Genomic DNA, 18,437 nt, shown 5'->3' on the forward strand with positions numbered 1-18,437 from the left:
AAAGGTTCTTATGAGATACTAAGATTCTAAGTTTTCTTTTACATACTCTAAAATCGTAGCATCGAAGTCTTGCTGATGGTTGATGAATGAACTTTTTATTGGAAGATAATACAATTGAGAAACCAATTTTGAATCTTTTAAACGCACATAATCTTTCTCGGTTGTAACTATTTTTCTGCCGTTTGCTTTAACTTGAATTGAATCTAGATCCGCATCAGAAAAATGATGATGATCTGGAAAAGTCAAACATTCATCGTTTTCATTCTTTAAATAATCAAAAAATGGTTTTGGTTTCGCAATTCCGGCTAAAAGAATTTTTGATTCTGATTTAATTTCGTTAACGGAAATTTTTTCATTTTTACCGTAAATCACATTATCATAATCAATAAAACTAAAAAATAGCTTTTGCTTGTAATTAAGCTTCAATCTTGATCTAATCGCAGTTTGTTCTTCTTCAGTTAAAATACTTGGACATTTTGTAACGACCACGATACTGGCTCTTTCTGCTCCACTCCTACTTTCTCTCAAATTTCCTGTCGGCAGCATAAAATCATCTGCAAATAAATCTCCATAAGAAGTAAGCAAAATGTAAAAACCTGCTTTTACTTTTCGATGCTGATAGGCATCATCGAGCAAAACAATTTCAGGTTTTTCTTTTTGCGAAAGCAGTTGCTGAATTCCATTTGTACGATTGGCGTCAACAGCAACCATTACATTTGGAAATTTTTGATAAAACTGAAAAGGTTCGTCGCCCAAAATTTCAGCATTCGAATTTTCATCAGCCAAAACAAAACCTTCCGATTTTCTTTTATAACCGCGACTTAAAGTTGCCACTTTATATTTATCAGATAATAATCGAATCAAATATTCTATTTGAGGAGTTTTCCCAGTTCCGCCAACGCTTAAATTTCCAACTGCAATAACAGGAAGATCAAATGAAGTTGATTTTAAAATTCCTTTATCAAAAAGAAAATTGCGGATTGAAGTAATGAATCCGTATAAAATGGCGAAAGGGAAAAGTAATTTTCGAAGTAAGTTCATTTTACGAAAGTATAATTTTTTTCGTTAATTTGTTTGAGGTTTTGCCACAAGTCGAAGAACTTGAAACTTGAAACCTAAAACTTGAAACAAATCTTAAAATGAAAATCAAAAATATTATATCGGTTCTTGAAGAAATGGCTCCTTTGGCCTATGCCGAAGATTTTGACAATGTTGGACTTTTAGTCGGAGATTCTGAAACCGAATGTACGGGAGTTTTAGTTTGTCACGATGCATTAGAAAATGTAATTGACGAAGCTATTTCTAAAAACTCTAATCTAGTCGTTTGCTTTCACCCGATATTGTTTTCTGGAATTAAAAAAATCACAGGTAAAAATTATGTGGAACGCGCCATTTTAAAAGCAATTAAAAATGATATAGCTATTTATGCCGTTCACACAGCTTTAGACAATCACTCGGCAGGAGTTAATAAAATATTTTGTGATGCTTTGGGTCTGACAAATACTAAGATATTAGTTCCTAAAAATAATTTCATCCAAAAATTAGTTACTTATACAATTCCTGATAATGCAGATAAAGTTCGCAAAGCATTATTTGAAGCGGGCGCAGGAACAATTGGCAATTACGACAATTGCAGTTTTAACTCTGAAGGAGTTGGAACATACAAAGGAAATTCTGAAAGCAATCCTGTAATCGGAGAACGCCACAACTTAACCGAAACGCAAGAAATAAAAATCGAAGTTACGTTTGAAAAGCACTTGCAATCCCGAATTTTAAAAGCTCTTTTTGCAAATCACATTTACGAAGAAGTAGCTTATGAAATTTACAATCTTGAAAATTCTCATCAGAATATTGGTTTAGGAATGATTGGCGAATTTGAAGTTGAAATGGATGAGAAAGACTTTCTTCAGTTTGTAAAAGAAAAAATGATTGCCGACGGAATTCGCCATTCTGCTTTTTTAGGAAAAAAAATCAAAAAAGTCGCTGTGCTAGGAGGTTCAGGAAGTTTTGCAATTAGAAATGCAATAAGTTCTGGAGCAGATGCATTTTTGACTGCCGATTTGAAGTATCATCAGTTTTATGAAGCCGAAAACAAGTTACTTTTGGCAGATATTGGTCATTTTGAGAGCGAACGCTATACAAAAAATTATATTGTTGATTATCTTCGAAAAAAAATTCTTAATTTTGCAATCATTTTATCGGAAGAAAATACAAATCCAGTTAAGTACTTATAGAATATGACGAATACGAAAGAATTAAGTGTTGAGGACAAGTTAAGAGCAATATATGATTTACAGCTTATTGACTCTAGAATTGACGAAATCAGAAACGTTAGAGGAGAACTTCCTTTAGAGGTTGAAGATTTAGAAGATGAAGTTGCAGGTTTAAGCACTCGTTCAGAAAAACTGAAAGGTGAACTTGAAGTGATTGAGGAGCAAATCAAAGCAAAGAAAATTGCTATTGAGGAGCATAAAGAAGTGATCAAGAAGTACACAAAACAACAAGAATCAGTACGTAACAACAGAGAATTTAATTCTTTGACAAAAGAGGTTGAATTTCAAGAATTAGAAATTCAATTGGCTGAAAAGCAAATCAAAGAAATGAAAGCTTCTATCGAGCACAAAAAAGAAGTTATTTCTAATTTAAAAGAAAAACTTGATGCTAAAAGCTCTCATTTAAAACATAAAAAATCTGAATTAGATGCTATTATGGCTGAAACTCAAAAAGAAGAAACTTTCTTAACTGAGAAATCTGCTGAATTTGCTGCACAAATCGAAGACAGATTATTGGCTGCTTACAACAGAATCAGAAGCAGTGTTCGTAACGGATTAGCTGTAGTTTCTATCGAAAGAGGAGCTTCTGCTGGATCTTTCTTTACAATTCCACCTCAAACTCAGGTTGAAATTGCTTCAAGAAAGAAAATCATCACTGATGAGCACTCTGGAAGAATCTTAGTTGATACACAATTAGCTGAAGAAGAAAAAGAAAAAATGGAACAATTGTTCACAAAATTCTAAATATCAAGTCCCGATTAAATCGGGACTTTTTTTTTACGTTTATTTTGCCACGAATTCCACGAATTTTCACAAATTATTTTTTTAATCTACTCCTTTGAGAATAAAAAATTCGCTCCAATTTGTGTAATTCGTGGCAGACCTTTTTTTATCTTTAGAAAAAATTTAAGTTTTGGGAATTAAAAAAGGAATTCGGTTCATCACATTAAAATCAGTTGGATCTTACATTAACTTTTTGAGTTATGTTCGTCCGCAAAAAGCTATGGAACTTTCTTATGCTCTTTTTAGCCAGCCTCGAATTGGCCGATTAAAAAAAGAGGAACTTCCAAAAGTTTTACGACATACAGAAACAGAAATATTTCATCATAATGAACATCATTTTCAAACCTATATTTGGAAAGGAAATGAAACCAAAATTCTATTAGTGCATGGCTGGGAAAGCAATGCTGCACGATGGAAAAAAACCTTACCACATCTTCAAAAATCCGGAAGCACCATTATTGCAATTGATGCGCCTGCACACGGACAAAGTAGCGGAAAAGAATTTAATGTGCCACTTTACGCCGAATTTATCAATAAAGCTGTAGAAAAATATCAGCCAGAAATTATAATTGGGCATTCTATTGGCGGAGCGGCCTGCGTTTATCATCAATATTTGTTTCCGAACACGAGCATTAACAAAATGGTTGTTCTTGGCGCTCCTTCTGATTTAAAAACTTTGATCGACAATTATATCTCAATGCTGAGTTTGAATAGAAGAATGTTGTCTTTATTAGAAAACAAATTTGTTAACCGTTTCAATTTTAAACTGGAAGATTTTTCAGGACAAAAATTTGCATCTCAATTTACTATTCCTGGCTTTATTGCTCATGATACTTCAGATAAAATCGTAGCTTTTGAAGAAGGAAAAAAAATAGCCAGCAGCTGGAAAAACAGCCAGTTTATCGAAACCAGCGGTTTAGGTCACGGAATGCATGATGATGGATTGTATGACAAAGTGATTGAGTTTTTGTTTAGCGAGCAAAGCTCTTAGACACAAAGTGACAAAGACCCAAAGGAACAAAGCTTTTTTTTATTTCACTTATAATTCATAACTCATAATTCATAACTCAAAAAGATGAGTGCTGTAATTTTTGAAGTCATTCCCAACGAGGGAAAGAAAGAAGAATATTTAGATATCGCTGCAAATTTAAAACCCGAATTAAGTCACGTTGATGGTTTTATTTCAATAGAAAGATTTCAGAGTCTAGCTGATCCTGGAAAAATTTTGTCTTTATCTTTTTGGAAAGATGAAGAAAGCATTCAGCAGTGGAGAAATCTAGAAATGCATCGTGCAGCTCAGGCAAAAGGCAGAAATGAAGTTTTCAAAGATTATCATTTACGAATTGCAACTGTGATTCGTGATTACGGAATGTTTGATCGAAAAGAAAATCCACAAGATAGTTCGGTTTTTCATGATTCCTAGAAAAGGTGCTAAGATTCTAAGCTACTATCTCGATAGCTATCGGGACTAAGTTTTTTTTTCAAAGATCTGAAATTTAAAGTCTGAAATCTAAAATTCCAAGATGTCTAAACTTTTGTCTACTTTTGCAGTATGGAAGAAAATTTAAAACGTCTTAATAAATTTATTGGTGAAACGGGATATTGTTCTCGCCGTGAAGCTGATAAATTAATTGAAGAAGGACGCGTAACTATAAATGGTTCGGTGGCGGAAATGGGAACTAAAGTTTCGCCAGATGACGAAATACGTATTAATGGTAAATTAATCGTAGAGAAAAACGAAAAATTGGTTTATTTAGCTTTCAATAAGCCTGTCGGAATTGAATGCACGACTAACCTTGAAGTTAAAAATAATATTGTTGATTATATTAATTATCCAAAACGTATTTTCCCAATTGGACGATTGGATAAAGCCAGTGAAGGATTAATTTTTATGACCAACGACGGTGATATTGTAAATAAGATTCTTCGTGCCAGAAACAACCACGAAAAAGAATATACTGTTACGGTAAACAAACCAATTACAGATCGTTTTATTCAGAGGATGGGGAATGGTGTTCCTATTCTTGATACGGTTACCAAAAAATGTAAAGTCGAACAAATTAGCAAATTCACTTTCAAGATCATTTTAACGCAAGGATTAAACCGTCAGATTAGAAGAATGTCTGAATACTTGGGTTATGAAGTTACTGCCTTAAAACGTATTAGAATCATTAACATCTCTTTGGATGTTCCTGTTGGAAGATATAGAGATTTGACAGATGCTGAAATAAAAGAATTAAATCAGTTAATTGAGCCTTCTAGCAAAACGGAAGAAGCCAGCTTTCCTAAAACTGAAAGTTCAACTTCAAACACTGCAACTCCAACCAGAAGAAAAGCATTTATTTCAAAACACGATCCTAGATTTAAAAAAAGAGGAGATAATAAATAAAAAAATCCCATTCGTTTGAATGGGATTTTTTTATTATTTCTTTTTATCTAAAAAATCATAGTATAATGCTTTAGATAAAAAACTAGCCTCTTGATAATTTAAAATCATTTCTTCTCTGACTGATTCTGCATATTTCCCGTCTAAATTGTTCTTTTGGAAGTATTCTCTTCGAGCCTCATCATTAAAATTTAAACCGCTTAAAAAAATAGGCGAAACTCCCTTATTTACTGAGATATTATAATTGGTAATTATGTTTCCCCAATTTACATAACTGCATAAAAGTACAGTCCCGTAAAAACACCAAACCATCTGATTTACTAAATAAACATTGGTTTTTTGTTTTGTAATTTTCAAAAAAGTGTATACCAAACCAATAATTGCCAAAATAAGAAAAGCGTAAACTCCCAAACGTTTATAGGTTAAACCAAAAAATGAAACATACTCTGAATTTTTGATGATGGTACTTACAATCAAAATTCCATTTAGAAAAATCCAGATTTTAGCAAGTGTTTTAAGAAGTGTTGCTTTTTTATCAAAATTGAATCCGCCTTTGAAATAAAACATAATTACACCAACTGCCATGAGAATCGAAAAGATAACAGAATTTACTCTTTCATGTGTATCAGAACTAAGTTTAGAAGCCTGTGCTGTCACTACTTCAAAAAACTGCTCATAATTATACGTTCCGATAAAAACTAAAAGCATAATATTTAACAGAAACAGGGTAATTACACCGCTTTTTCTTTCGAAGTCCAAATCTAAAAAAGAAAAAGTACTTTGATTTTTCACTTCAGAAATATTGCTAAAATCATTGTTTAATTTCGGATTGTATTCATAACAGGCATCTGGAACCCAATAATTCCAAAAACTGAATGAAATGTAAAATCCTAAAATACTGATTCCGATTAATTGCGGTAAATCGATATCTAATTCGTAATCCGTAAATAATGAAGAGAAATGATCACTTCCAAAAGAATACACAATAAAAAACAATCCGAGAAAAACAATTGGAATCAAAACAAACGCCACTAGTTTTTTAGCAAAATCATTATGGATTTTTCGCTCTGGAAGCCATTGGTGAAACATAAATATTCTACCTACAGAAGCAAATCCGTTTAAGAATATTAGTGGAAAAACCTGAATCATCTTGAGTTCTCCATTTTGAGTTTTGAATTGCAAAAATATAATTGATAAGGCTAAGGCAAAGAATGAGGCTGCATCTCCGTACCAAGCAAAGGCAAAACAAGATAAAATAGAGGTCATTACAAGAACCAAATGTGATCTGTCGACCATCTTTTCCTGATAGAAATAACTAATCAAGAGCGTAAGAACTACACCGAAAATAGAAATATTGATTCCAACAGATTCGTTGTAAAAAAGCAGTAAAAAAACCGCTGTGCAAGCTAAAATAAATTGATGTTTTTTCATTGTTTTAAATCTAAAAGTACTTTGCATTTCAAAGTTTATGGGTAAAAAAATAGCGTTATTAGGATTTCATTAATTTTTCAAGGTACGATAAGTGTTCTTTAAAAGCCGCACGCCCCAAATCGGTCACCTGATAAGAGGTTTTTGGCTTTTTGCCCACGAATTCTTTCTTCACTTCGATATAACCCGCTTTTTCAAGCGCAGAGGAATGACTTGCTAAATTACCATCAGTGATATTTAAAAGCGCTTTCATCTCGGTAAAATCTACCCAGTCGTTAACCATCAGAACGGACATAATACCCAGTCTGACACGGCTTTCAAAATCTTTATTTAGTTTATCAATAATTCCCATTGGATTATTTGTATTTTTTGAACATCACTAATCCGTACACGATATGTAAGATTCCGAATCCTAAAACCCAGAAAATCAATCCATATCCTATATTAAAAAGTGCAATACATCCTAAAATCAGTTCCGAAAAACCTAGATATTTTATATCTGAAAATGTATATTTTTCTGCATTTATAAGTGCTAGTCCATAAAAAATTAATGTTGCTGGCGCTACTAAACCAAAGTGTCCATGATACATTAAAGCTAGACAAAATACACCACCGGTTACAAGCGGAACAGCCAAATTAAACAATAATTTTTTTGTTACTGAAGTCCAGATTGGCAAATTATATTTTCGGCTTTTTCTTATGGTAAAAAAGATTCCGAATAAAAATGCAAATACTAAAATTGTAATTCCAATCCAGAATAATTCTGAAACCAGATTGGCAGAATATAATCTATGCTCATCGCTTAGATAATCCATTCCGTTTGCTTTGAAAAGCTCGTAAACATAGATTCCGCCAATTAAAGCCGAAAGACCCGCGAAAACTCCTGAAAGTCCGCTTAACGATAAAACTCTTGAAGAGCGCTCCATCATGGAACGAATATGTGCTAAATCTTCTTGGTGCTTTTGATTCATAATTAAAGTACTTTGCGTTACAAAGTTATTATTTATTTTTAATTGGCAAATAAAAAAGTGATTTTTTATTTCAACAAGACCTGACAGGTTTTAAAAACCTATCAGGTCTATTTGTACAAACCGCGTGAGGGATAGAAGCTGGCTACCGAAGTAGCGCGGATAGCCCGACCATATTTTGCGAATGGCGTGCATATGCGTAAAGATTGGCGCGCCATTCGCAAAATATGGTCACGCCCAAATGATAAAAACAAAAAAGCCTATTCTTTAATGAACAGGCTTTTTCTTTTTATTTTGACACAATATTACTTATTTTTTGCGCTTCTCATTTTTCTTGCCAGAAGTGTATTTTTAAGCAGCATTGCAATTGTCATTGGTCCTACTCCACCTGGAACTGGCGTAATAAATGATGCTTTTTTGCTTACACCATCAAAATCAACGTCACCTTTAATAACATATCCTTTTGCATTTGATGCATCTTCTACGCGTGTAATTCCAACGTCGATAACTGTTACTCCTTCTTTTACCATATCTGCTTTTAAGAATTCTGGAACTCCTAAAGCTGTAATAATAATATCAGCATTTTTAGTAAATTCTGCTAAATCTTTAGTGCGGCTGTGAGTAAGTGTAACGGTTGAGTCTCCAGGATTTCCTTTTCGGCTCATTAAAATACTCATCGGACGTCCTACGATATGGCTTCTTCCTATTACAACTGTATGTTTTCCTGCGGTTTCTACTTTGTAACGTTCTAACAATTCCATAATTCCGAATGGCGTTGCTGGAATAAAGCTTTCCATTTCAAGAGCCATTCTACCAAAGTTAGTTGGGTGAAATCCATCTACATCTTTGTCAGGGTCGATTGCTAATAGAATTTTTTGCTCGTCGATGTGTTTTGGCAAAGGCAATTGAACGATGTATCCATCTAGATTGTCATCTTCGTTCAATTCTTTAATTTTTGCTAAAAGCTCGTCTTCTGTAATCGTTTCTGGTAAAGCAACTAAAGTTGAATCGAAACCAATTTCTTGACATGATTTTACTTTACTTCCTACGTAAGTTAAACTTGCTCCGTTATTACCCACTAAAACAGCTGCTAAATGAGGCACTTTTCCTCCAGCTGCTTTTATAGATTGAACTTCGACTGCAATTTCGTTTTTAATGTCATTAGATGTTTTTTTACCGTCTAGTAGCTGCATTGTGTGTTGTTTCAGGTTTTAATTTTTGTTTCAAGCTTCAGGTTTCATGTTAAAACGAAACTCTTAATATATTAAGTGAAAAAGTTTCAAGTTTTGGTTTCTAAAATTGAAACCTTAAACTTGAAACTCTTTTTATTATTTTGGCATTCCGCCTGGCATACCACCTGGCATTCCTTTCATACCACCCATCATTTTCATCAGATTCTTTCCGCCTGGACCTTGCATCATCTTCATCATCTTGCTCATTTGGTCAAACTGCTTCATCAGCTGATTTACTTGCTCGATTTTTGTTCCCGAACCTTTTGCAATTCTAGCTTTTCTTTTTACATCGATAATGGCTGGTTTGCTTCTTTCTCCTGGAGTCATCGAATAAATGATCGCTTCGATATGTTTGAAAGCGTCGTCTTCGATTTCAACATCTTTCATCGCTTTTGAAGCACCTGGTATCATTCCGACTAAATCTTTCATGTTACCCATTTTCTTTACTTGCTGAATCTGCGTTAAGAAGTCGTCAAAACCGAATTCGTTTTTAGCGATTTTCTTTTGAAGTTTTCTTGCTTCTTCTTCATCAAATTGTTCCTGAGCTCTTTCAACAAGAGACACAACGTCTCCCATTCCTAATATACGCTCAGCCATACGTTCTGGATAGAAAACATCAATTGCTTCCATTTTTTCTCCAGTACCAACAAATTTGATTGGTTTATTTACAATCGATTTGATTGAAAGCGCTGCTCCACCACGAGTATCACCATCTAATTTCGTTAAGATAACTCCATCAAAGTTTAAGATATCGTTGAAAGCTTTTGCTGTATTTACAGCATCTTGTCCTGTCATAGAGTCTACAACGAACAATGTTTCTTGTGGCTGAATTGCTTTGTGTACGCGAGCAATTTCGTCCATCATTTCCTGATCTACTGCCAAACGTCCTGCTGTATCGACGATAACAACATTGAATCCGTTTGATTTGGCATGTTTAATTGCGTTTTGAGCAATCTCTACAGGATTTTTATTTTCTGGTTCTGAGTAAACCTCAACACCTATTTGGTCTCCCACAACATGAAGCTGATTAATCGCCGCCGGACGGTAGATATCACACGCTACAAGAAGTGGTTTTTTATTTTTCTTTGTTTTTAAGTAGTTTGCTAATTTTCCAGAGAAAGTAGTTTTACCAGAACCTTGCAAACCTGACATCAAAATCACTGTTGGATTTCCTGAAAGGTTAACGCCAGCAACATCTCCACCCATTAATTCGGTAAGTTCGTCTTTTACTAACTTAACCAACAATTGTCCTGGCTGTAATGTTGTTAATACATCCTGACCAATTGCTTTATCTTTTACTCTTGCCGTAAAATCTTTAGCAATTTTAAAGTTAACATCGGCATCAAGTAACGCACGACGAACTTCTTTTAAAGTATCTGCAACGTTTACTTCTGTAATTTTACCGTGTCCTTTTAATATATGGAACGCTTTATCTAACTTATCACTTAAATTATCAAACATATCATTTTCTTTATTTGAAGTGCAAAGATAATCTAATTAGATATTTCAGGCAATTTTTATTTAAATGCTTTTTTTGCCACAAAGGCACTAAGACACAAAGTTTTTTTGCCATGAATTACGCTAATTTCTCGAATTACTGAAACAAATATTTTTCTCTCGCAGATCGAACAGAATATTTTTTGATTGAGAATAAAAATCCCCTAAATCTGCAGAATCTGCGAGAGAAAAAAATCATTTTAACCCATCTAATCTGTGGCAAAAGAAAAAAGGCACAAAGAATAAAATCTTTGTGCCTTTGTTGCTATGAACCTTTGAACCTCCAGAATTAAAACTGGAAGTATATAAATGGCTGTGAACCTGCTACCGCTGTTGCGTAAACAATCCAATAAACAAATCCTAAGATTATTGCTTTAATAAGTAAAGGTGTTTTGTCGAAAACAGATTTCATTCCGTTTGTGAATGATTCTGGTAAGAAATGCCAAACGTAACCGAATAACATTAATCCGAAAACATTTTTGTAACCTAATACAATTGTTTTCCAAAGTTCTGGTTCGAATGTTAATTGGCCAATATTATTAATTACTTGCAAAGCAGTTTCGAAATCTCTTGCACGGAAAAAAATCCAACAGAAAACCACAAAGTGAAATGTGATTACGATTGAGAAAAATCTCCATAAGAAATTTGGGCTTTTATCTTTTTTGGACGGAAAGAATTCCATAAATATTTTATGAACAGCCAAAGCTAATCCGTGAAGCGCTCCCCAAACAATAAACTGTGCTCCTGCTCCGTGCCACAAACCGCCTAAAAGCATTGTAGTAAACAGATTGAAATTGGTTACCAATGTCTGTTTTATTTTACTTGAAAGCAGAAATGACAAAGCAAAAATCAAAATACTGATTCCTGCAATTATTAGCGGAATTACACTTTCGTTGTAACAAGACATTCCCCAAAGTAATAATCCGAAGAAGAATAAACTCGGAAATAAATATCCTGCGAAAGAACCTTCTCTGTTTCCTCCAATTGAAATATATAAAAAGTCTTTTAACCAAGTTGAAAGCGAAATATGCCATCTTCTCCAAAAATCTGTAATAGAAGTCGATTTGTATGGTGTTCTAAAGTTAACTGGCAATTTAAACCCAAGCAATAATGCAATACCAATTGCCATATCTGAATATCCAGAAAAATCACAGTAAATCTGAATTGCATATCCGTACGAAGCCATTAGGTTTTCAAACGAAGTATAACTCATCGGCGTATCAAAAACACGGTCTACGAAGTTTACTGATATATAATTTGAGATTACTGTCTTCTTAATTAAACCTCCGATAATTAAAAACAAAGCATTATTTACATCTTGCTTCGTCAAGTTTAATTTTTGATAAATCTGAGGCAAGAAATCTTTTGCACGCACAATTGGTCCAGCAACTAATTGCGGGAAAAAAGAAACGAAAAATAAATATTCGATATAATTTTTTGTCGGTTTAATTTCTTCTCTGTAAATCTCAATAATATAACTCATCGATTGGAAAGTATAGAACGAAATTCCAACCGGAAGGAAAACATTATGAAGTGCAAAGTTACCATGAAACATATCATTGTAAGTCACAATCAAGAAGTTCATGTATTTAAAATAGCCTAAAAGTGCTAAGTTCAAAATAACACTTATAACCAAATATAACTTCTTAACGCCATCTCTACTTTCTCTATAAATAATCTGGCTCAAACCATAATCTACAACAGATGAAAGCAATAACAGTAGAAAGTAAATTCCACTTGATTTATAGTAAAAGAAAAGTGAGAAGAGAATAACATACGTTAATCTCAAATAAAATGTTTTGCGTAAAAAACCATACACAAAATAGAAAACCAGAAATAAACCTAAGAATAAACCAGTATTGAATAAAAGTTTTTCGTCTGGATCGTAAACGAACCAACTCTTAACTTGTTCTATCGTAATTGCACCAAAGTTTTGAATAAACCAATTATTAATGCTATCTATTGTTGTCAATTTAATTCTTTAATTTAAAATTATCGTATGATTTTAAAAATGCCTGAGTAAACAAATCTCCCTGTTTCTCGTATCCTTTTTTTGAGTAATGAACCCAATCTGGACCAATTAGTCCTTGTATTTTTAATTGTCTTATTCCGCTCATTCCGCCAAACTCATCGTACAGATCCCAAACGGCAAAACCTTCTTTCTGAGCTATATCAATAATTTGTCTAGCATAATCATCAATATAAGTATTTGGTTTTCTTCTTAGCAAAGATGGCGGCGGTGTCATTACAATTATTGGCGCATCTATTTTTTGTGCTCTTATATTGCTGATAAATTCTTTTAGCTCACGAATATATTTTTCTACATCTAAATGATCGTAGCTTTCATTTGTTCCTAACGAAAAAACCAGTAAATCTGCTTGCAATGATTTTAATTGCTCAAAGAATAACGGATATTTATTGTAATCTGAATATTTAGCGCCATTTACTCCAATACTACTGTAGATTAATCCTGGAGCATCTTTTTCTAAAACAATTCCGTTTAATTCATAATCTTTTGCTTCTTTGTTCGGAATTAAGAAAATTCGACTCAAAGCATTTTCTGAATTATAATAATGCGAATACGAATCTGTTTTTATTGCTAAAGGAACAAATTCTGACATTGAGATTGTCTTTGGTTTCGTTTCCTTTGTGGGAATTTTCAAAATTCTTCCTGCTCGAATATTATTAGACTTTAAATGATTCTCTCTTTTAATTTCTATAATCGAAACATTATACTTATCTGCAATTGAACCAAGTACTTCGCCTTTTTTAATTTTGTGTGTAATTATTTTGGGCTCTGTGGTCTGAATAGAATTGATCTTAGATGAAATCGCCAAATCGAACATATCTTGATTCTGAGGCGTAATAATTTTTATCGTATTGAATTTGTAAGCTAGATCTTTTACATTCATTTCTATCACGAATCCACCAGAATCTCTCCAAAGTCCTATTCCGCTTAACCCAATCGGACAATTCTTAACAGGATGAATATTTCTATAGCTTTCCCAAGTTCTGTTTGATCTAAAACGTTCGTTATAAGAACCATTTGTTTTAGCCAATTGATATGGAAACACTAAACCACGCCCTCCATTACCAAACTTCTGTTGCAGTTTTTTTCTAATTTCATTGGTCATCAAATCACCTTGAATATGCGAATCACCAATATGTACAATATTGATTTTTTGATTCTTCTGATCTTCGTTTTTTTCCAGTTTCTGAAAAAAATCATTTAATGCTTTTGCATTGTAAATTTGACCCTCAGAAGGAGCACCAATTGCTGCTGTATCTGCTTTTTGAATCATACTTTTTGGTGTTGGATGTACGGGTGTTTTTGAAGTTTTTTCATTTGTTGCAAAAAAAAGACAACAAAAAGAAAGAATAAGTTTGTTTATCATACACTGTCTTTTGTTACTGAAACGGAATCTGGTCTGGCTTTTCGTACTGGTTTTGGCTTAGTTCCCTCAGCATCTCTTTTTTCTCTGAGCACTTTATATTCTTCGTATCCTTTATTTAATTGCCCGTATAGCAAATTTCCAATTGCCTTTGCTCCACGTTGGTTAAAATGGGTATAATCTTTATTTGCTTTTGCTGGAGTTTCATCTACCCATTTAATCATAGAACCGTCTCCTCCCATTAGAGTATATAAATTCACAAAACCTGCCTGTGCTTCAAGCGCGTAATGTTTTTGCGCTTTCATTAACGGAACTACAGCAGAATCGGTTTTCATTTCTAAATCATATTTAGTTGATTTATCTGCAGTAGAAACAATTAAAATTGAAACACCAGGAAAAGATTCTTTAATTTTATTTACGGTTTTTGTCATTCCTTTTTCATACCAAGAATAATTTTTTGTTCCGTAATTTAAAACGTTGGTTCCGTAATGCAAGATAATCAAATCATATTTCAAGCTATTATTAAATGCTCTCATTACGTCTGCATTAAACATCGAAATCGGTAGTCCAGAATTTCCTCTCTGCGAGAAATTATCTACGTGAACTCCTGCGCCGTTATCAAAATTAAATCCATAAATCGGAATAGAATCTGCTTGAACGAAATTTGCTTTAAACGATTTTAAACTTCCTGATGAAACTTTAAGCGTATTAACCAAACCATTTGGAGAAAGGCTTTTCTTGATTGTATCTTTTCCTATAATGAAATTAACTTTTCCAGTTTTAGACGAACGGCCGTAAAATAAGGTTGCATTATCCAAAGAAGTAGAATATTTATTCAATCCAGCTTCATACTGAACCCAAGTTGAATTGGATTTATCATTTGCGAAGAATACGTGTCCGTTAACTCCAAAAGGACACGTTGGTCTTTTCACATTTAAGTAAGATTGCGTTTTCCAGTTTTTAGAATACGTTGATTTTACAGATCCTCTAGACGCAGCAGATTCTGAAGTAATAGAAACAAAACCAACACCATTACCGCCAAAACGTTCCTGATAATTGGTACGAACGTCCTGAACGATTAAATCTCCATCGGTCATAGAATCTCCATAATAAGCGATTCTCACTTTGTTCTGCGGATTTTTTTCTAACTGATACAATTTCTCATAAAAAGAAATTAGATACTGATAACCTTTGTAATTTTCAAATGTTTCTGAAGGAAACTCGATTCCTTCTGTTTGATCAAAAACAATTTTCTGTCCGTTTAATGCTTCTTCACTTTTCGCAATACTGTCTTTGTCTAACGATAAGGAATCTTCGGCAACAGATTCTAAAAGCAAACTGTCGATTAATATATTTTTAGAATCTAACTTACTCTCAGAAAATATTTTGTCTGGAAGGATTTGTTTAAACCCAATAAAAGCAACTAGCGCTAAAGCTACGATTGCAAAAGACTGAAAAAAATAAGATTTTGTATTCACCTAATAATTATAAAATATGAAGAACTGCATTCAAAAATTAAACCAATTAAATAATTGTTAACTTATTGCAGAAAAAATTTGTGCAAAGATAGAATAACATTTTGTTTCTATTTAATTTTAACAAGAAAGTAGAACAAAAAAAAGAGGTTAGAATTTCTAACCTCTTGAATCAAAAAAAAATAAAAAAAACAAAGCTAATGATTAACTAGATTTTTGATGTTTTTATTTAAAAATACCTGTATAAAATAAAAATATTCGAGATTAACTCTTTATTTAAAATGTAGTAGTGCTATTTGCTTGGTATGCAAAATTAAAAGTATAATATCTTGCTACAGCGGTGTTTGGGTCTGGTGTTGCAGGTGCATCTTTATAATAGCTTAAGAATTCTACTTTTGCATATTTTCCATCATGAGTTTTGATAACAAATACTCTTCCTGCTTTTGCAGAAATAATATGAGTTGCGCCATTATAATCGTACCAAGCATTATCTCCTGAAGAAGGGAATGCAGAAGCACCGCTAGCATCCTGAGCAAAACTCGATGCTGCAGGAAAAGCTGTTACGTTTGCAAAAATACCTGAAACAACACTTACTGCTCCTTGTCCTTTTCTTTCTGGCTCTCCTGTATCAGTAGCGCTAATTTTTGCTCCTCCATTAACAATAACTGATGTACCGCGGAAAGCGATATCCCAACTATCGTCAGTTACAATTTTATTTTGAGAAAAACTGAATTTTGTAAATTCACCACCAACTGGTTGTCCTTGTCCTCCTGTTTGCGGAGCATAAACATTAGAAACTTTTGTTGTTACCACTGGTGTTACTTCATTTTTGTTGTCATCGCTACTGCAAGATGCTGTAGAAATAAATAATGCTAAAAGCGAAAGTTTTAAAATTTTTGTTTTCATTTTGTGAAAGGTGTTAAATAAATGTTGATTAAAAATTATATTGAATTCGTGCAAAAAGCTGTCTACCTGCTAGATTGCTAATTTGAGATGGATCTGTAAAATCAAATAAATTATTTGCTCCTGCCTGAAGCATAAATTTATCACCGATATATTTTGATATAGATAAGTTTGTTAAGAAGTAGCCATCTACAAATGTGTCATATTTGTCTAGAATCTGGTTACCATTGGTATCGAACATTCCGTATTTGCTTCTATAGAAAACACGCAAATTGATATCTGTTTTTATTTTAGGTATAGTGTACGCTAACTTAACATTGGCCGTATGTTTTGATCTGTTAAACAATCCAAAATAATCAGATTTTTTAATTTGAATGGTTTGTAAATCTGAGTTACGTACGTATTGATAGTTTTCGAAATTATCTAGAACAGATCTGTCTTTTGCTGTTAAAAACTGATATCCAAATGATACCGATAATTCTTTTGTGAAATCGTAAGTTGAATTAAATTCTAAACCGTAAGTAAAAATTTTACTAATGTTAAAATAACTGAAGACATTCTGTCCATTCGTTTTTTGAGCTACAACACGGGTATCAATTAAATTTTCTATTGAATTATAAAAAGCATTTACGTCTAATCTTAATTTATTTTTCTTGTAAAAAGTTCCAAGATTCACATTTATTGAACTTTCTGGCTTTAATGGTTCACTAAAATTTACTCCATCTACTCTAGATAAAAGCTGTCCTTGTTCGTCTAATTGATTTAAACGATCTTCGGCAACATTGTATCCCAAAACGGTATACCCAACCGATGGATTTGTAAAGTCAAAATACAACTGACGGAAATCTGGCGCTTTATATCCATAACCTACAGAAGACTTTAAAGAGAAATTTTCGCTAACCTTAAAATTGACCGCTAATTTTGGACTAAATTGCGAAGCATACACACTATGATTATCGTATCTAAATCCAGCAAGAATATTCCATTTTTCCGTTGGGTTGTAATCATATTGCAGATAAACATATTGTGAATTAAAGTTTACTTGTTTTTCAAAATAAGTTCTGTCTAAAGTCTCATAACTTACCCCAACCCCACCTGTTAGTTTATCATTTTTTAATGAAAGTGTCGTTCTAATCTCTGGTCGAATTAACCATTGGTTATAATAAGCACTTTCAAAAAGAACATTATTCTCGTCTTTTAAAAAGGAATCATTTTTGTAGTTTGTAGCATAAAATTCATATTCAGAATATACTTTCGAACTCCATTTATGCTCTAATTTTAGTTGCGAATTCCATTCTTTTTCTTTTGCATCTCCACTATAATTTTCAGCATCTATTATCGCTCTGTTATCCATTTTCATATCATAAAAACGGTTATTTACAATTAACTTCAGGTTCTCCGAAAAGTCGTAATATATCTTAGGCTGAATAGTAAAATTATAAAATGGCTCTACATTTTTTAAAGGTGTACTTTTATCTAAATCATAACCATCTGTAGAATAAAAATTAGCAAAAAGATTAGCCGAGAACTTCTTCTTTTTCCACAACAAATTGGTATTAGCATCGCTAGTATTAAAAGTCGCATATCGATAAGAAAGACTTCCCGTAAACGTATCTTTTTTAGGTCTTTTTGTAATTACATTTATTACTCCACCCATTGCTTCAGAACCATACAATGCTGAAGAAGCTCCTTTAACAATTTCAATTCTTTCTATATTTCCAACAGAAACTCTTGATAGGTCCAAAACACCAGCACTTCTACCTACTAACGGTACTCCATCAATTAAAATCATTGTATATGCGGCATCTAATCCTTGCATTTGAATTCCTTCAAAACCACTTTCATCAGGAATCAAAATAATCCCCGTTTGTTCACTTAAAATTTCATTCAATCTTGTAACACCAGACTTAATAATTGCTTCAGATGTAATAATTGTCATTGGTAAAGGCAATGATGAAAGCACTCTTTCTGTTCTTGTTGCAGTAGTAACTTTAACTTCCGATAATTCATTTGTTTCTACACTATCTTTTTTAACTTCTTGACAAACAGGAATTTGACAAAAAAGCACAACTGCAAAAAGAGTAATTTTAATTTTCATTA

At 32.9% G+C, this 18,437-nt stretch carries 16 protein-coding genes; 5 read left to right on the plus strand and 11 right to left on the minus strand.

Annotated features, from left to right (window positions below; translation table 11 throughout):
* Positions 1-18: 18 nt before the first annotated feature.
* Positions 19-1,041, minus strand: a complete 1,023-nt coding sequence (gene lpxK / locus JC605_RS22920) for a tetraacyldisaccharide 4'-kinase (protein WP_198858401.1) — start codon at positions 1,039-1,041, stop codon at positions 19-21.
* Between the two features lie 98 nt (positions 1,042-1,139).
* Here lpxK and JC605_RS22925 point away from each other — a divergent pair, with 98 nt between their 5' ends.
* From JC605_RS22925 to rluF, 5 genes are all read left to right on the plus strand, one after another.
* Positions 1,140-2,234 carry a Nif3-like dinuclear metal center hexameric protein gene (locus JC605_RS22925; RefSeq protein WP_198858402.1) on the plus strand — a complete coding sequence of 365 codons (1,095 nt, stop codon included), beginning with the start codon at positions 1,140-1,142 and terminating at the stop codon, positions 2,232-2,234.
* Positions 2,235-2,237: 3 nt separating this feature from the next.
* Positions 2,238-3,017 (plus strand): zinc ribbon domain-containing protein, encoded by a 780-nt coding sequence (locus JC605_RS22930; RefSeq protein ID WP_198858403.1) that lies wholly within the window; start codon positions 2,238-2,240, stop codon positions 3,015-3,017.
* 169 nt (positions 3,018-3,186) lie between these two features.
* The gene (locus JC605_RS22935) at positions 3,187-4,047 is read left to right on the plus strand and encodes an alpha/beta fold hydrolase (protein WP_198858404.1); all 861 of its coding nucleotides are present in this window, start codon (positions 3,187-3,189) and stop codon (positions 4,045-4,047) included.
* Positions 4,048-4,131: 84 nt separating this feature from the next.
* Entirely contained in the window at positions 4,132-4,479 is a 348-nt protein-coding gene (locus tag JC605_RS22940; RefSeq protein ID WP_198858405.1) for an antibiotic biosynthesis monooxygenase, read from the plus strand.
* A 129-nt stretch (positions 4,480-4,608) separates the two neighbouring features.
* A complete protein-coding gene (gene rluF / locus JC605_RS22945; protein ID WP_198858406.1) occupies positions 4,609-5,445 on the plus strand; it encodes a 23S rRNA pseudouridine(2604) synthase RluF in 837 nt (278 codons plus the stop codon).
* A 33-nt stretch (positions 5,446-5,478) separates the two neighbouring features.
* On the opposite strand, the gene JC605_RS22950 is transcribed toward rluF, so the two are convergent.
* The 10 genes from JC605_RS22950 to JC605_RS22995 form a co-directional block, all read right to left on the minus strand.
* Complete coding sequence (locus JC605_RS22950; RefSeq protein WP_198858407.1) at positions 5,479-6,873, minus strand: DUF4173 domain-containing protein; 1,395 nt, start codon at positions 6,871-6,873, stop codon at positions 5,479-5,481.
* Between the two features lie 58 nt (positions 6,874-6,931).
* Positions 6,932-7,222 carry a transcriptional regulator gene (locus JC605_RS22955; protein WP_198858408.1) on the minus strand — a complete coding sequence of 97 codons (291 nt, stop codon included), beginning with the start codon at positions 7,220-7,222 and terminating at the stop codon, positions 6,932-6,934.
* A 4-nt stretch (positions 7,223-7,226) separates the two neighbouring features.
* The gene (locus JC605_RS22960; RefSeq protein ID WP_198858409.1) at positions 7,227-7,841 is read right to left on the minus strand and encodes a hypothetical protein; all 615 of its coding nucleotides are present in this window, start codon (positions 7,839-7,841) and stop codon (positions 7,227-7,229) included.
* 302 nt (positions 7,842-8,143) lie between these two features.
* The gene (locus JC605_RS22965) at positions 8,144-9,031 is read right to left on the minus strand and encodes a bifunctional 5,10-methylenetetrahydrofolate dehydrogenase/5,10-methenyltetrahydrofolate cyclohydrolase (RefSeq protein ID WP_198858410.1); all 888 of its coding nucleotides are present in this window, start codon (positions 9,029-9,031) and stop codon (positions 8,144-8,146) included.
* A 135-nt stretch (positions 9,032-9,166) separates the two neighbouring features.
* Positions 9,167-10,531, minus strand: coding sequence for a signal recognition particle protein (gene ffh / locus JC605_RS22970; protein WP_198858411.1), 1,365 nt, complete (start codon positions 10,529-10,531; stop codon positions 9,167-9,169).
* 325 nt (positions 10,532-10,856) lie between these two features.
* The gene (locus JC605_RS22975; protein WP_198858412.1) at positions 10,857-12,539 is read right to left on the minus strand and encodes an MBOAT family protein; all 1,683 of its coding nucleotides are present in this window, start codon (positions 12,537-12,539) and stop codon (positions 10,857-10,859) included.
* A 1-nt stretch (position 12,540) separates the two neighbouring features.
* Entirely contained in the window at positions 12,541-13,962 is a 1,422-nt protein-coding gene (locus JC605_RS22980; protein WP_198858413.1) for a GDSL-type esterase/lipase family protein, read from the minus strand.
* Positions 13,959-15,437, minus strand: a complete 1,479-nt coding sequence (locus tag JC605_RS22985) for an SGNH/GDSL hydrolase family protein (RefSeq protein WP_198858414.1) — start codon at positions 15,435-15,437, stop codon at positions 13,959-13,961. Before JC605_RS22985 ends, JC605_RS22980 begins: the two co-directional genes overlap by 4 nt.
* 273 nt (positions 15,438-15,710) lie before the next feature.
* Entirely contained in the window at positions 15,711-16,340 is a 630-nt protein-coding gene (locus JC605_RS22990; protein ID WP_198858415.1) for an HmuY family protein, read from the minus strand.
* A 28-nt stretch (positions 16,341-16,368) separates the two neighbouring features.
* Entirely contained in the window at positions 16,369-18,435 is a 2,067-nt protein-coding gene (locus tag JC605_RS22995) for a TonB-dependent siderophore receptor (RefSeq protein WP_198858416.1), read from the minus strand.
* Between the last annotated feature and the right edge of the window lie 2 nt (positions 18,436-18,437).

Origin of the sequence: Flavobacterium sp. IB48, from assembly GCF_016405855.1 — a bacterium.
In the GTDB taxonomy this organism is placed as follows: domain Bacteria; phylum Bacteroidota; class Bacteroidia; order Flavobacteriales; family Flavobacteriaceae; genus Flavobacterium; species Flavobacterium ginsengisoli.